This is a genomic window from Superficieibacter sp. BNK-5, from assembly GCF_047456055.1.
Classification (GTDB): domain Bacteria; phylum Pseudomonadota; class Gammaproteobacteria; order Enterobacterales; family Enterobacteriaceae; genus Superficieibacter.
In genome coordinates, this window is the sequence record NZ_CP179893.1 from 3350212 (window position 1) to 3364294 (window position 14083).

Below are 14083 nucleotides of genomic sequence, written 5' to 3' on the forward strand. Positions count from 1 at the left end.
CAGGCGGTCACTCGACCGCCTGAGTTTTATCTGGCACTTTTTTTTTCCCTCCCTGGAGGACAACCGTGTCTAAGCGTCGTGTAGTTGTGACCGGACTGGGCATGTTGTCTCCTGTCGGCAATACCGTAGAGTCTACCTGGAAAGCTCTCCTTGCCGGTCAGAGTGGCATCAGCCTGATCGACCATTTCGATACTAGCGCCTATGCAACGAAATTTGCTGGCTTAGTAAAGGATTTTAACTGTGATGACATTATCTCGCGCAAAGAACAGCGCAAGATGGATGCCTTCATTCAATATGGAATTGTTGCAGGCTGGCAGGCCATGCAGGATTCTGGCCTTGTTGTGACGGAAGAGAACGCGACACGTATTGGTGCCGCGATCGGTTCTGGTATTGGTGGTCTCGGTCTTATCGAAGATAACCACACCTCGTTGGTGAACGGCGGTCCGCGTAAGATCAGCCCGTTCTTCGTGCCGTCTACAATTGTTAACATGGTGGCGGGTCATTTGACCATCATGTTCGGCCTACGTGGTCCAAGCATTTCTATTGCCACCGCCTGTACTTCTGGCGTGCATAACATCGGCCAGGCCGCGCGGATGATCGCTTATGGCGATGCTGACGCCATGCTGGCTGGTGGGGCTGAAAAAGCCAGCACACCGCTGGGCGTGGGCGGATTTGGCGCAGCGCGTGCGTTGTCTACTCGTAATGATAATCCGCAGGCGGCAAGCCGTCCGTGGGATAAAGACCGTGACGGTTTTGTCCTCGGCGACGGTGCTGGCCTTATTGTGATTGAAGAGTATGAACACGCGAAAAAACGTGGCGCTAAAATTTATGCGGAAATCGTCGGTTTCGGCATGAGCAGCGATGCGTATCACATGACGTCGCCGCCGGAAAATGGCGAAGGTGCCGCACTGGCGATGGCGAACGCTATCCGCGATGCGGGTATCGACGCAAGCCAAATCGGCTACGTGAATGCGCACGGTACGTCTACACCAGCAGGCGACAAAGCAGAAACTCAGGCAGTGAAAACGGTCTTTGGTGACGCAGCTCGTCGCGTAATGGTCAGCTCGACCAAATCCATGACCGGTCACCTGTTAGGTGCAGCAGGGGCAGTAGAGTCCATCTACTCCATCCTTGCGCTGCGCGATCAGGCTATTCCGCCAACCATCAACCTGGATAACCCGGATGAAGGTTGTGACCTGGATTTCGTTCCGCACGAAGCCCGTCAGGTCAGCGGACTGGAGTACGCTCTGTGTAACTCCTTCGGCTTTGGCGGTACTAACGGTTCGCTGATCTTTAAGCGCATCTAGTCATTATCGTCGCCAGTAAAAAAGCGAAGCGCCCAGGCGTTTCGCTTTTTTTATGGGTTGGTTACTGGTACGTAAAAGAGAACTGAACCACCGTCTGAAACTGACCGGCTGTTACTCTCCCCGTTGGCGTGAACATTCTGGCGGAAAGCGGAAACTCCGCGCTGCGGTTTGCGCTATCGACCCTGACCGCTAATTCGCCTGAAGGCTGGATTTCAGTAAGATGGTCTCGCGTCATAATCTGCAACGCCATGCCTGTGGCATCGCCCTGCGTATTGGCGAATTTTGTGGCATCGTCGTTATCTGGATCGCCGCTAAATGAAGCCGTAACCTGGGTTGTTGATACCGGGCAGGCCGATAAGGTCAGCGTAAAATCCTGCCATTCGCTGCTATCTCCGACGCGGGTATAGTCAACCGCGCGGGCCTGCTGAAAGGTTACCGTCTGCTCTTTCGTGCCGGTATCCACGGTACAAGCAGAAGCGACTACCGTACCGCTAAGATTAATATCGGCCGCCTGTGCGGAACTCATGCCATATGCCGCCCACAGACACAGGAGGGCGGGGAGTCGTTTTAGCGCCATTCTGCCTTCCTGTATTACTGATAGGTAAATGTCGCCTGTACCTGGCTTTGGATCGTACCCGGCATGACCAACCCTTTCGAAACTGCACGAGCGCGAAGCAACAGGTCATATGTATGGGAGGACGAAATGGCGACGTTTTCCAGTACGGCCCCGTTGTTGAACGTTTTGCTGCCATCCTGGCTGGTCAGTTCCAGTTTCAGGTTGGTTGCGGTACCGGTATTTTTATAATAGTTTGCGTTATCATCTGCCGTGCCGGCAAACGCCACGCTGAAGGATGTCGTTGCCGGCGGGCAGCTAGTCAGCGCCAGCGTAAAGTTTTTCCAGGCGGTTGTGCTCTGCGCCACAGCCAGTTCATTAGCCTGAATATTATCGCCCAAAGGCACTTCCAGAGACTCATTGCCGTTGTTGACAACGCAAGGGGAAGCGACAACCGTGCCGGTAATATCAATATTTACGGCAGAGCAGGTTGCGGAAAATAAACTGCCGCAAACCAGCGCCAGGAGTGCCATTTTTTTATCCATTTTCATTTTTTGTCCTTAGTGTTAGTTATATTCAACTTTAAGCTCAATGGCCGATTTAACGTTTCCAGCGGTGATTTCATTTTTATCGTCAACATAGTAAGCGACTTTAAAATCAGGAATAGTATAATCTCCTGACCCTGCATAATCGCTGAGGGCAATTGCGTTATTGACGGTGTGCGGCGTTCCATCCGCGTTTTGTATTTGTATATAGACGCCCTGCGCGTAACCCTCTCCTTCAGCCGTATTTAAAACACCATTTGCAGCTTTGTGCGTACCGTATACGGCTGAGAAGTTATAAGTAATCTTATTAACAGCGCCAGGACAATTGGTCAGCGTAATCGTCGGAGCGTCGGTCACTTTCATCGCGCCATTCACGATATCCACGCCATAAAGGGGGGATAGGGTAATTTCCTGCGGCGCATTGATAATGCAGGCATCTATTTTGGGCTGGCTGGTTATTCCAGCAAGAATGAGCCCTGAGAACATGCCTGTACCATCTCCATCTGGATTATAAGCGTTCAGGGTGACTTCAGGCGCTGACGTCAGGCTTCCTGCCGGGATTTTTTCTAATAATCTCACGATACGGTAATATAAATGGAAATAGCCGGTGCTTACGCCGCTGGTACCGTCCATATTAATTCTGTAATTAGGGGCCGTTGTACTTTCAGCGGGTGTATAACCAGCTGCACGAGGCGTAAACCTGAACTGAATGCCAATGCCGGGATTATTCGTAGCCCAGGTGACGCCATCGCCAAGAAGCGTACCATTAACTGAGAGCTCGACATAACTTTGACGGCCATCACTTGCGAAAGTATGAAAAAGTATAGAATTATTATCGGTCCAGCCGCTGGTCTCTCCTACGGAGGCCGGTATGGATAATGGCGCTAAGCCATAATTCATAGTATGAAAGCTAAAGTCCAGAAAATAATCTGCGTAGGCAGGCTTTATAGCCAGCAAGCTGCCAGAAGCGAGGATGATACCGGCTAAAAATGTCTTCATGATCGTATCCTTGATTACTGACATAGTGTTTGTGTCTCTGTTACGCCGCTTGTTGGCACAGTTTCCGCCAATCTCCAGCTAATACGACATTGTTCGTTTGCACTTCGGCCCCACTTCGCGACCGCGCTCCCCCGATCTGCCATGCCGGAGAGGTAAACCTGCCCGCCATCGCCGACGATCGCCGAATTGCTGTCCGCACCATCCAAGGAAACCACGGCACCAAAAGGAACTGCTTCGCCGTTGCTGCGGGTGAGCGTCATGAGAACACGTTTGCCAATGCGGGTATCAAAATGCGCCCGAACAATCGCCCCGCGGGTTGGGGCGACGGTGACCGACGCCAGAGCGACATCCGTATCTTCCGGTAGCGCTTCGGTATTGAGCACAATGTCGTTTTCCCGATAAGGGTTGATATACGGCACGATGGTGTAGCCACGGAAGTCTGTCCTGACACCGGTCTGATTGCTGATGTCTACGCCGCCAGCGCCCGGCACTTCTACCAGCGCCACCGTCTCGCCGAGCGCCTGACTTAAGGTTATGCCATGCGCATGAGCGACGATACCGCCCTCAATACCGTAATTGACGCGATGTTGGTCGCGATCGTATGCATAGCCCGCGTTGACCCTGGCATAGGAGCCCTGATAATCCAGCGTGGCGTTGCCGCCGCTGCCTTCGCCATGATCGGTTTCGCTTTCCTGTATGCCCCAGTTAAGGTTTTGCTCCTCCAGCGCCGTGCCGTTCAGACCAACGGTATGGCTGCTGTTGCCATGTTTACTGGTATTGAACGCGTAATTCGCCCAGCTGTGGTTTAACCACCGGTCAAGCGGCACGCTGATATTCAGCGAGAAGACCTGATCTTCATCATAAACTTTATCGCTATCGTGGCCGTTGGTTGTATTACGGTTATAGCTATAGTTAAGGCTGTAGGTTATGCCGTTCCAGCTGTTGCTATAACCCGCGCCAATCGAGCGCATTTCACGATCGCTGTTCCAGTAATCCTCGCTTATCGCGTTAAGTGAAATCGAACCGCCGTTTTCCCACAGGTTCTGGTTAAGCAGGATTTCCGCCCGGTTTCGACGTCGGTCAGGGCGGTCTTCCCGGAGCGTATTCCGCCAGGTATCCAGCACCTCTGATAAGGTGTAGTAACCTGAGGTCGAGTAGCGGTAACCGGAAATGGAAATGTTCGTGCCCGTCTCGATAATATTTTTGCTGTAACGCACGCGTAAAGACTGGCCGCTTTCTTTATCCTGCTCTTTTTGCGTTGACCAGGCCTGGGTCGCATCAACGGAAACGGCACCCAGGCTGCCAAAGTTTTTGCCGAGACCGGCCAGCAGGGACTGATAGTGCTGGGAAAACTGGCCGCCGCCGTACACGGTAAATCCGGCGGGCAGACCGTAAATCGCCGTGCCCTGCGTTAACCAGGATTTATCAATATCGCCATCATAAGGACGGTACTGACCGCTGGTCAGGCTGTATTTCAATCGGCCTTCGCGTTGTAAAACCGGCAGGGAAGCAAAAGGAACCAGCTGATGTTGCTCGCTGCCATCCGCCTCTTTAATCGTGACGTCAAGATCGCCGCTGCTGCCGGTCGGATACATGTCACTGATAACAAACGGACCTGCCGAGACATAGGACTGGTAAATGATATAGCCGTTCTGCCGGATGATGACCTGGGCGTTGGTTCGGGCAATGCCGCGTACCACTGGCGCATAGCCGCGCAAACTTTCCGGCAGCATATCGTCATCGGATGCTATTTGCGCGCCGCGAAAGGGAACGCCGTCAAACATATCCGAAGGGGAGGTGCTGTCGCCAAGGGTTAACTGACCTTTGAGCGCCAGAATATTACGCTGCGCATAGGTATAAACCGAGTCCCATTGTTCATCCGTCTGCCCGTCGGTGCTGTTACGGCTCCAGGTGCTGTAATTACGCAAACGCCAGGGGCCAACGTTAATGCCGGGGCGTAAATTGAGGTAATAGCTGTCCGAGTCGAGGTCATCTGAATGTCGGGCTTTAGTATTACCGCCGTTAAACGTGTAATTGAGCAAAAGGGCGTTCACGCCCTCATCCAGACGCTCAGGGGGAACATAACCGCGCGCCTGGGTATTCATTGCCGCCTGAGGGATTTCAAGCATTAATTGCTGGCGGCTAAAAAACAGCTCGGCGCGCGCCATCGGAATTGCAGAGAGGCTGGCGCACTCGCCTCCGGCAGAAAGCTGGGGGAATTGCTCTGTACGAATACCAAATTCTCGCAGTTCGTCAACGCTGAAGCAGGGTTGCAACGTTTCGTTGCCCGCCGCGTCTTTTTGCATAGAAAAATTAACATCGCGCGTGCCCTGCGCGTTTTTGTTTACGATAACATCGACGCGGTAGACGCCAGGCATTTGCCCTATACCGTCTTCAAATGCGCTCAGGTCGGTGAGTTCTTTACCTGGGCCATCAATTCCCAGCAGCGCAGGGTTAAAGTATTCGCGGGCAAAAGCGGGATTCAGCGCCGGAAGCGCGCACTGCAAGGCAATGAAACAGGCGATTTTTGTGAGCAATATTGTCTTTTTTTTAGCGTCTGTATGCATTCCGCGATCCTTACGGAGTTGAGTTAATACGTGTTATAAGCGAGCCTGATGTTTATTACCGGCGGCACCGAAATCACTGATAATGATCCAGCTCACATTGCCGGTGGCACCTGCCGGCAGCGAAAAATGTGCACTGCTCATTGGTGCAACATAGGTTGCATCTTTCACGGTGCCGTTACCTACCTTAATGGCGCTGAAATTCATGTAATACGGGGTAGGGTTGGTTACCGTCAGCTGGTTGCCGCTGCGCTGCCATGTCAGTTTATCCGCGACGCTTTCTGGTTGAGCGGTCAGTGTCTGAGGGCGATAGATAAGCTTGATGCGCGTTTTAATGGCAATTTGCAGCGTGTTGGTATCGGGTTGATTTTCTGTTGCCGGAATCGATTTAATATTCATCCAGAACATCGATTCCCGATCCTCGGGTAGGTTTCCACCGGCACGAATGATCCGCAGTTTGTTCTCTTCCGCTGCCCCCAGTCGAAACAGGGGAGGCGTGATAATAAAGGGAACCTTTTCAGCGTTATTACTCTCATTTTCAGCCCATGACTGAATCAGATAGGAGTATTTGTCCGGGTTTTTGACGCTAATGGACGTTTCTTTTTTACTACCATCATAAATAACACGTGTCCCGCCGATAATTACGCCAGCCTGCGCGGTTGCCATCGAAAACAGAAGTGTTGTAGCGAGTAATGTTTTAATAAATGTCATCAGATGAGCCTCAGAAGACTAAACCGGGATGTCCCGGTTTAGTCCATAGCCGTTAAATAAATTAATAAAAATATTAATTATAAGACAGCGTAAAGTTTACCGTGCCATTAGCTGTACCTGCGGTCACAGTATCTTCAGTTGCGATATAGCGGGCGAAGAAATTCAGGTTCGTTTCGCCGGTCGCGGATATCGTTTTCTCGTCAGAACTCAGACCCAGCGGTAAAGCTTCTCCTGATTCATTAGCTAACTGGATTGCAACACCTTTAGCGACGCCAGTATCACCATAGCCGGTGAGCTGCAAAGTATCAGGATTGACGGTATCTGCTGCACCGTCATATTTAACTACCACAGGCTTGCCTTTCAGGTCATCCGGGCAGTTTTTTAATACCAGGGTGAATTTGGTATTAGCTGCTGTGGTGCCGGTGCCCGCTAAGGCGGTTTTTGCAACATCGCCTAACTTAACTTCCAGCGGAGAGTTGATAGTGCTGTTAACTTCACAACCTTGTTCGATGATATTTCCAACGAAATTCACTTTGCCATCATCGGCCATAACGGCTGAACTTGTCACGGCGGCTGCTAATAAAGCAATAGCGGTCAGCTTTCCCTTCATTAATCTTTTCCTTTTATAGAGATGTTAGATATTTTCATTTCTTGGATATTTCCATAGAATCAACACTATTACTTTGCTAATGTTGTATCTATGGGTAAATGGATCTTACAGGATAATCTAAAGAGGTGTTGTGATTTATGCTTAATCGTCTTTTTAATCTCTCTTAAATAATCTATTCATTATATATATTATTCTTTATGATATTTTTATGGGAAATGATAGAGCCAACTTATTATATGTACACTGAATGATTTAATTGATATAATTTAGCTCGTCAATTTAATTTCGAGAGGGGCGGCAGTGTATTTGGTGAATGGTCTACGTACTGAAATGCTGCCTGTAAACGATCGGGGCACGCAGTTTGGCGATGGTTGCTTTACCACCGCGCGGATCTTTGCCGGACGGGTTGTTCTGGCTGAAAGACATGTGCATCGACTCCAGAACGAGAGCCAGCGATTACTTATTCCTTTTGAACCGTGGCCGCAACTGACGAGCGAAATGAACAGTCTCGCGCTGGAACAACAGCAGGGCGTAATGAAAATCATCATCAGCCGTGGCGCTGGTGGGCGCGGTTATAGTGCGCAAGGCTGCCAGGCACCGACGCGTATTCTTAGCACCTCGCCTTATCCTGACCATTATTCGCGCTGGCGGGAGGAGGGGATTACGCTGACGCTCAGTCCAGTCCCGCTTGGACGTAATCCTTACCTTGCCGGCATGAAACACCTTAACCGTCTCGAACAGATATTCATTCGCTCTCATCTTGAGCAGACGGATGCCGATGAGTCGCTGGTCCTTGACAGCGACGGGTGGCTTACGGAATGCTGTGCGGCTAATTTATTCTGGCGCAAGGGAAGGGATGTGTTTACGCCTCGTCTCGATTATGCAGGTGTTAATGGCATTATGCGTCAGCATTGCATCGCTCAACTCGCACAATCGCCTTTTCGCGTTGTCGAAACCGCTGTGCGTCCTGATGTGCTGCGTGATGCCGATGAAGTGCTTATTTGCAACGCGCTGCTGCCGCTGGCACCGGTTCGTCGCTGGGAAGACAACGAGTGGTCATCGCGCGAGCTTTATCATTTTTTAGCCCCACTTTGTGAGCCATTGATTACATCATGAAGAAAATGTTGCGTTTTATCCTCCTGTTGCTGGTTGTGCTGGGTATTGCCGCTGGCGCAGGAGCCTGGAAAGTTCGCCATCTGGCGAACAGTAAGTTGCTGATTAACAACGAGACCATTTTTACCCTGCAAGCGGGCACCGGTCGGCTGGCGCTGGGCGAACAGCTTTATAAAGAGAAAATCATTAACCGTCCGCGCGTGTTTCAGTGGCTGCTGCGCCTTGAGCCAGATCTGTCGCACTTTAAAGCCGGGACCTACCGCTTTACGCCGGGTATGACCGTCCGCGAGATGCTAAAACTGCTGGAGAGCGGCAAAGAGGCACAGTTCCCGCTGCGTCTGGTGGAGGGGATGCGCGTCAGTGACTATCTACGCCAGCTCCGTGATGCCCCCTATATTAAACACACGCTGAAAGACGACAGCTACGCGACCGTCGCCGACGCGTTAAAACTGGAGCATGCGGACTGGGTCGAAGGCTGGTTCTGGCCGGATACGTGGATGTATACCGCCAATACCACGGATGTGGCACTGCTTAAGCGTGCGCATAATAAAATGGTTGCCGCCATTGATAAGGCCTGGGACGGGCGGGCCGATGATTTACCTTACGCAGATAAAAACCAGATGGTGACGATGGCTTCCATCATCGAAAAAGAGACCGCGGTCGCCAGTGAACGCACGCGGGTCGCCTCTGTATTTATCAACCGTCTGCGTAGCGGGATGCGCCTGCAAACCGATCCGACCGTGATTTATGGGATGGGTGAGAGTTATCATGGCAATCTGACGCGTAAAGATCTGGAGACGCCAACCGCGTATAATACCTATGTCATCGCGGGAATGCCCCCGGGGCCGATTGCTGTGCCGGGCGAAGCATCGCTTAATGCCGCCGCGCATCCGGAAAAAACGTCGTATCTTTATTTTGTTGCCGACGGTAAAGGCGGGCATACCTTTAATACCAACCTTGCCAGCCACAACCGCTCGGTGCAGGACTATTTGAAAGCACTTAAGGAAAAAAATGCGCAGTAAATATATCGTCATTGAAGGGCTGGAAGGCGCGGGAAAAACCACCGCCCGTGATGTCGTGGTGCAAACCCTGCAACAGCAAGGCATCAGCGACTTACTGTTCACTCGTGAGCCCGGTGGTACGATTCTGGCTGAAAAACTGCGCAGCCTGGTGCTGGACATTCAGTCCACGGGCGATGAAAAAATTGACGTCAAAGCCGAAGTGCTGATGTTTTACGCCGCCCGCGTGCAACTGGTTGAGACCGTCATTAAACCGGCATTAGCGAACGGACAGTGGGTTATCGGCGACCGTCACGATCTCTCGACCCAGGCTTACCAGGGGGGCGGACGCGGCGTTGACCGTACTATGCTGGCTACCCTGCGCGATGCGGTACTCGGCGATTTTCGCCCGGATCTCACCCTGTATCTCGATGTAACGCCTGAAGTGGGACTAAAACGCGCACGTGCGCGCGGTGAACTGGATCGCATTGAGCAGGAGTCGCTGAACTTTTTCAACCGTACCCGTGCGCGTTACCTGGAACTGGCGGCGCAGGATGCCAGTATTCGCACGATCGATGCGACACAACCGCTGGAGAAGGTGATGAGCGATATCCGTGACACCATTATTGCCTGGGTCAGGGAGCAGGGGGCATGAAATGGTATCCGTGGCTGCGCCCGCATTTCGAATCGCTGGTCACCAGCTATCAGGGCGGGCGTGGCCATCATGCGTTACTGATCCACGCCTTGCCGGGGATGGGCGCAGAGTCGCTGATGTATGCCATCAGCCGCTATTTAATGTGCCAGCGTCCGGAGGGGCATAAAAGCTGCGGCCAGTGTCATAGTTGCCAGCTGATGCAGGCGGGAACGCATCCGGATTATTACGCGCTGGCTCCCGAAAAAGGCAAAAGTTCGCTGGGCATTGATGCGGTGCGCGAACTGAGCGAAAAATTATATGAACACGCGCGGCTTGGCGGGGCGAAAGTGGTCTGGTTAAGCGACGCGACGCTTCTGACCGATGCTGCCGCCAATGCGTTGCTGAAAACGCTGGAAGAGCCGCCAGCAAATACCTGGTTCTTGCTGGCCTGCCGTGAACCGGTGCATCTGCTGGCGACCTTGCGTAGCCGCTGTCGAATGCATCACCTCGCACCGCCCGGAGAACCGTATGCGCTGGCCTGGCTGGCGAGAGAAGTGACGGCGTCACAAGAAATGCTGCTTACGGCGCTGCGCCTGAGCGGCAATGCGCCAGCCGCGGCGCTTCAGCTTTTGCAGACCGACGCCTGGACGGCGCGCCAGCAGCTCTGTCAGGGGCTGGAAAACGCGCTAACCCGCCGTGACTGGCTATCGCTTCTGCCGGTACTGAATCACGAAGATGTCGCCTCGCGCCTGCACTGGCTGGCGACACTGATGCTTGATGCGCTGAAAGTGAACCAACATATCACCCGCCTGACCAATGCGGACGTTGTGCCGTTGGTCAGTCTTCTGGCGCGGGACCTTACCGGAGCCAGATTGCGAACTCTGGCGCAGGAAATCTGCGCATGCCGTCAACAGTTGCTCAACGTGACGGGCCTTAATCGCGAATTGACGCTGACCGATTGCTTGCTACGCTGGGAGCATTACCTGCAACCCGGCGTGACGCTCCCTGTTTCACACCTCTGAGAGAGACATTATGTTTTTAGTCGACTCACACTGCCATCTTGATGGCCTTGATTATCAATCCCTGCATAAAGACGTCGATGATGTGCTGGCGAAAGCCGCCGCCCGCGATGTGAAATTCTGCCTTGCAGTCTCAACCACGCTGCCGGGCTATCGCGGTATGCGCACGCTGGTGGGCGATCGTCCGAACGTGGTGTTCTCCTGCGGCGTTCACCCGCTTAATCAGGACGAGGCGTATGACGTTGAAGAACTGCGTGCGCTGGCGGCGGAAGAGGGCGTGGTGGCGATGGGGGAAACCGGCCTCGATTACTTTTACACCCCAGAAACCAAAGCGCAGCAGCAACGCTCTTTCCGCGATCACATCCGCATCGGGCGCGAGCTTAACAAGCCAGTCATTGTACACACTCGCGATGCGCGTGCCGACACTCTGCAAATCCTGAGTGAAGAAAAGGTGACGGAGTGCGGCGGGGTACTACACTGTTTTACGGAAGATCGCGAAACGGCAGGCAAACTCCTGGATATGGGATTCTATATCTCATTTTCCGGCATCGTTACCTTCCGCAACGCAGAACAGCTGCGCGACGCTGCGCGCTACATTCCTGTTGATCGTTTGCTGGTGGAGACGGATTCACCTTACCTGGCCCCCGTACCGCATCGGGGTAAAGAAAACCAGCCCGCAATGACGCGCGACGTGGCGGAATATATGGCCGTGCTAAAAGGGGTGACGCTTGAACAACTGGCGCAGCAAACCACAGAGAACTTCGTCAGCCTGTTTCACATCGATCCGCTTCGCCTTCAGTCTGCCTGATCCACTAATTCTTTTAGTGCTCGTAATTAATGCCAGAAGCGAGTAAAGTTCACCGCCTGAAAACGGGTGGTGACGCCAATTTATAAGCTTCTTTGCTATCCCGATTGTAAATATATGAAAATCTGCTAATGATTGATGGCGGAAACGTGATTGCCATCAAACAAAAATCTCATGAATTATTTTACTCTGTGTAATAAATAAAGGCCCTAAGAGGCCTGGTTAACGATGAGGCTCTCCCCCCTCATCCAGGCGCGAAAGCGTAAAAAAAGCACAAATACTCAGGAGCACTCCAATTATGTTTAAGAATGCATTTGCTAACCTGCAAAAGGTCGGTAAATCGCTGATGCTGCCAGTCTCCGTACTGCCTATCGCAGGTATCCTGCTGGGCGTCGGGTCGGCAAACTTCAGCTGGCTGCCAGAAGTTGTTTCACATGTTATGGCGGAAGCAGGCGGATCTGTTTTTGCTAATATGCCTCTGATCTTCGCCATCGGCGTTGCGTTGGGTTTCACCAATAATGACGGTGTTTCTGCTCTGGCTTCCGTTGTCGCTTATGGCATCATGGTTAAAACCATGGCTGTTGTTGCGCCGCTGGTGTTGCATTTACCCGCCGAAGAAATCGCGGCTAAACATCTGGCAGATACCGGTGTATTAGGCGGTATTATTGCGGGTGCGATTGCGGCATATATGTTCAACCGCTTCTACCGTATTAAGCTGCCTGAGTATCTGGGCTTCTTTGCCGGTAAACGTTTTGTGCCGATCATCTCTGGCCTGACGGCGATCTTTTTGGGTATCGTGCTCTCCTTCATTTGGCCACCTATCGGTACGGCTATTCAGACCTTCTCGCAGTGGGCTGCTTACCAGAACCCGGTAGTCGCTTTCGGTATCTACGGCTTCATTGAGCGCTGCCTGGTGCCGTTTGGTCTGCACCATATCTGGAACGTTCCTTTCCAGATGCAGATTGGTGAATACACCAACGCAGCAGGTCAGGTATTCCACGGCGATATTCCGCGTTACATGGCCGGTGACCCGACGGCGGGTAAACTGTCTGGCGGCTTCCTGTTCAAAATGTACGGTCTGCCTGCTGCTGCTATTGCTATCTGGCATTCGGCGAAGCCGGAAAACCGCGCTAAAGTCGGCGGTATCATGATCTCCGCGGCGCTGACCTCGTTCCTGACCGGCATCACCGAACCGATTGAATTCTCGTTCATGTTCGTTGCACCGATTCTTTATGTGATCCACGCAATTCTGGCCGGTCTGGCTTTCCCGATCTGTATCCTGCTGGGAATGCGTGACGGTACCTCGTTCTCACATGGCCTGATCGACTTTGTGGTTCTGTCTGGTAACAGCAGCAAACTGTGGCTGTTCCCGGTAATCGGTATCTGCTATGCGATCGTGTACTACACGGTTTTCCGCGTGCTGATCAAAGCGCTGAACCTGAAAACGCCGGGTCGTGAAGACACAAGTGAAGACGCCAAAGCGGGCGCGACCAGCGAAATGGCTCCGGCTCTGGTAGCGGCGTTTGGTGGTAAAGATAACATCACCAACCTTGATGCCTGTATCACCCGTCTGCGCGTAAGCGTGGCGGACGTGGCTAAAGTCGATCAGCCTGGCCTGAAACGTCTGGGGGCAGCAGGTGTGGTGGTGGCAGGCTCTGGCGTGCAGGCTATTTTCGGCACCAAGTCTGACAACCTGAAAACTGAGATGGACGAATATATCCGTCACAGCTAAGCAGTAAATTGGGGAGATAAAAGGCAGCGGAAACGCTGCCTTTTTTACGTCAGGGAGAGGAGATTATTTAGCTTCCTGCTCCAGATAGTCCGTCAGGAAATGTTCGGCATTGCCTTCCTGTGATAGCGATTGACTATAAGCCACCCAGGTCGATGAAGACTCACCGGGAAGATAAAGTTCGCCCGAGCCATCTTTAACCCGCAAAAGCTCCCACGATTTACCATCGATTTCTGTTTTATAACTGGTTGCGCCGCCACTCGCCGGCTCTACTTTGCAACGAATAATCTTCTTATCCAGCGCGTTATCAACATTCGCAATCTGCACTAAAGATTCGTTAGCCTCTTTTGGTCCAATTCGCAGTGTCCACACCTGAACGCCTTCCTGACCTTCGTAGCCTTTAACGTATTTAGCAATTTCAGGACGGGTAGCATCTGCGAAGGCCGATTGCATAATCATTAACGAGCCGAGGATGGCAATAATAAAGCGAAACATG

The 14083-nt window shown here is 52.4% G+C and carries 14 protein-coding genes; 7 read left to right on the top strand and 7 right to left on the bottom strand.

Going from position 1 to position 14083, the window contains the following annotated elements; genetic code table 11:
• Nucleotides 1-65 precede the first annotated feature (65 nt).
• Nucleotides 66-1307 carry a beta-ketoacyl-ACP synthase II gene (fabF, locus tag ACMGGS_RS15975; protein WP_414163437.1) on the top strand — a complete coding sequence of 414 codons (1242 nt, stop codon included), beginning with the start codon at nucleotides 66-68 and terminating at the stop codon, nucleotides 1305-1307.
• Nucleotides 1308-1368: 61 nt separating this feature from the next.
• Here the strand turns inward: fabF and ACMGGS_RS15980 are convergent, their stop codons facing one another.
• From ACMGGS_RS15980 to ACMGGS_RS16005, 6 genes are all read right to left on the bottom strand, one after another.
• Nucleotides 1369-1884, bottom strand: coding sequence for a fimbrial protein (locus ACMGGS_RS15980; RefSeq protein ID WP_414163438.1), 516 nt, complete (start codon nucleotides 1882-1884; stop codon nucleotides 1369-1371).
• Nucleotides 1885-1898: 14 nt separating this feature from the next.
• The gene (locus ACMGGS_RS15985) at nucleotides 1899-2411 is read right to left on the bottom strand and encodes a fimbrial protein (protein WP_414163439.1); all 513 of its coding nucleotides are present in this window, start codon (nucleotides 2409-2411) and stop codon (nucleotides 1899-1901) included.
• 15 nt (nucleotides 2412-2426) lie between these two features.
• Nucleotides 2427-3404, bottom strand: a complete 978-nt coding sequence (locus ACMGGS_RS15990) for a fimbrial protein (RefSeq protein WP_414163440.1) — start codon at nucleotides 3402-3404, stop codon at nucleotides 2427-2429.
• 14 nt (nucleotides 3405-3418) lie between these two features.
• Complete coding sequence (locus tag ACMGGS_RS15995) at nucleotides 3419-5971, bottom strand: fimbria/pilus outer membrane usher protein (RefSeq protein WP_414163441.1); 2553 nt, start codon at nucleotides 5969-5971, stop codon at nucleotides 3419-3421.
• 33 nt (nucleotides 5972-6004) lie between these two features.
• Complete coding sequence (locus tag ACMGGS_RS16000; protein WP_414163442.1) at nucleotides 6005-6679, bottom strand: fimbria/pilus periplasmic chaperone; 675 nt, start codon at nucleotides 6677-6679, stop codon at nucleotides 6005-6007.
• Nucleotides 6680-6752: 73 nt separating this feature from the next.
• Nucleotides 6753-7289 (bottom strand): fimbrial protein, encoded by a 537-nt coding sequence (locus tag ACMGGS_RS16005; protein WP_414163443.1) that lies wholly within the window; start codon nucleotides 7287-7289, stop codon nucleotides 6753-6755.
• 300 nt (nucleotides 7290-7589) lie between these two features.
• On the opposite strand from ACMGGS_RS16005, the gene pabC reads away from it, so the two are divergent.
• The 6 genes from pabC to ptsG all read left to right on the top strand — a co-directional run bounded on the left by pabC (nucleotide 7590) and on the right by ptsG (nucleotide 13590).
• Nucleotides 7590-8405 (top strand): aminodeoxychorismate lyase, encoded by an 816-nt coding sequence (pabC, locus tag ACMGGS_RS16010; protein ID WP_414163444.1) that lies wholly within the window; start codon nucleotides 7590-7592, stop codon nucleotides 8403-8405.
• The gene (gene yceG / locus ACMGGS_RS16015) at nucleotides 8402-9424 is read left to right on the top strand and encodes a cell division protein YceG (protein ID WP_414163445.1); all 1023 of its coding nucleotides are present in this window, start codon (nucleotides 8402-8404) and stop codon (nucleotides 9422-9424) included. The genes pabC and yceG overlap by 4 nt, the downstream gene beginning before the upstream one ends.
• Nucleotides 9414-10055 carry a dTMP kinase gene (tmk, locus tag ACMGGS_RS16020; protein ID WP_414163446.1) on the top strand — a complete coding sequence of 214 codons (642 nt, stop codon included), beginning with the start codon at nucleotides 9414-9416 and terminating at the stop codon, nucleotides 10053-10055. Before yceG ends, tmk begins: the two co-directional genes overlap by 11 nt.
• Entirely contained in the window at nucleotides 10052-11056 is a 1005-nt protein-coding gene (gene holB / locus ACMGGS_RS16025; RefSeq protein WP_414163447.1) for a DNA polymerase III subunit delta', read from the top strand. Before tmk ends, holB begins: the two co-directional genes overlap by 4 nt.
• A 10-nt stretch (nucleotides 11057-11066) precedes the next feature.
• Nucleotides 11067-11861 carry a metal-dependent hydrolase gene (locus ACMGGS_RS16030; RefSeq protein WP_414163448.1) on the top strand — a complete coding sequence of 265 codons (795 nt, stop codon included), beginning with the start codon at nucleotides 11067-11069 and terminating at the stop codon, nucleotides 11859-11861.
• A 295-nt stretch (nucleotides 11862-12156) separates the two neighbouring features.
• A complete protein-coding gene (gene ptsG, locus ACMGGS_RS16035) occupies nucleotides 12157-13590 on the top strand; it encodes a PTS glucose transporter subunit IIBC (RefSeq protein WP_194205755.1) in 1434 nt (477 codons plus the stop codon).
• Nucleotides 13591-13653: 63 nt separating this feature from the next.
• Here the strand turns inward: ptsG and ACMGGS_RS16040 are convergent, their stop codons facing one another.
• Entirely contained in the window at nucleotides 13654-14082 is a 429-nt protein-coding gene (locus tag ACMGGS_RS16040; RefSeq protein WP_414163449.1) for a hypothetical protein, read from the bottom strand.
• Nucleotide 14083: the final 1 nt, after the last annotated feature.

Excerpts from the sequence above, each read along its gene's own strand:
- ACMGGS_RS15990 (WP_414163440.1), bottom strand. The coding sequence starts at position 3,404 with ATGAAGACATTTTTAGCCGGTATCATCCTCGCTTCTGGCAGCTTGCTG.
- ACMGGS_RS16005 (WP_414163443.1), bottom strand. The coding sequence starts at position 7,289 with ATGAAGGGAAAGCTGACCGCTATTGCTTTATTAGCAGCCGCCGTGACA.
- holB (WP_414163447.1), top strand. The coding sequence starts at position 10,052 with ATGAAATGGTATCCGTGGCTGCGCCCGCATTTCGAATCGCTGGTCACC.
- ACMGGS_RS15995 (WP_414163441.1), bottom strand. The coding sequence starts at position 5,971 with ATGCATACAGACGCTAAAAAAAAGACAATATTGCTCACAAAAATCGCC.
- tmk (WP_414163446.1), top strand. The coding sequence starts at position 9,414 with ATGCGCAGTAAATATATCGTCATTGAAGGGCTGGAAGGCGCGGGAAAA.
- ACMGGS_RS15980 (WP_414163438.1), bottom strand. The coding sequence starts at position 1,884 with ATGGCGCTAAAACGACTCCCCGCCCTCCTGTGTCTGTGGGCGGCATAT.
- ACMGGS_RS15985 (WP_414163439.1), bottom strand. The coding sequence starts at position 2,411 with ATGAAAATGGATAAAAAAATGGCACTCCTGGCGCTGGTTTGCGGCAGT.
- yceG (WP_414163445.1), top strand. The coding sequence starts at position 8,402 with ATGAAGAAAATGTTGCGTTTTATCCTCCTGTTGCTGGTTGTGCTGGGT.
- ptsG (WP_194205755.1), top strand. The coding sequence starts at position 12,157 with ATGTTTAAGAATGCATTTGCTAACCTGCAAAAGGTCGGTAAATCGCTG.
- ACMGGS_RS16030 (WP_414163448.1), top strand. The coding sequence starts at position 11,067 with ATGTTTTTAGTCGACTCACACTGCCATCTTGATGGCCTTGATTATCAA.
- ACMGGS_RS16040 (WP_414163449.1), bottom strand. The coding sequence starts at position 14,082 with ATGTTTCGCTTTATTATTGCCATCCTCGGCTCGTTAATGATTATGCAA.
- ACMGGS_RS16000 (WP_414163442.1), bottom strand. The coding sequence starts at position 6,679 with ATGACATTTATTAAAACATTACTCGCTACAACACTTCTGTTTTCGATG.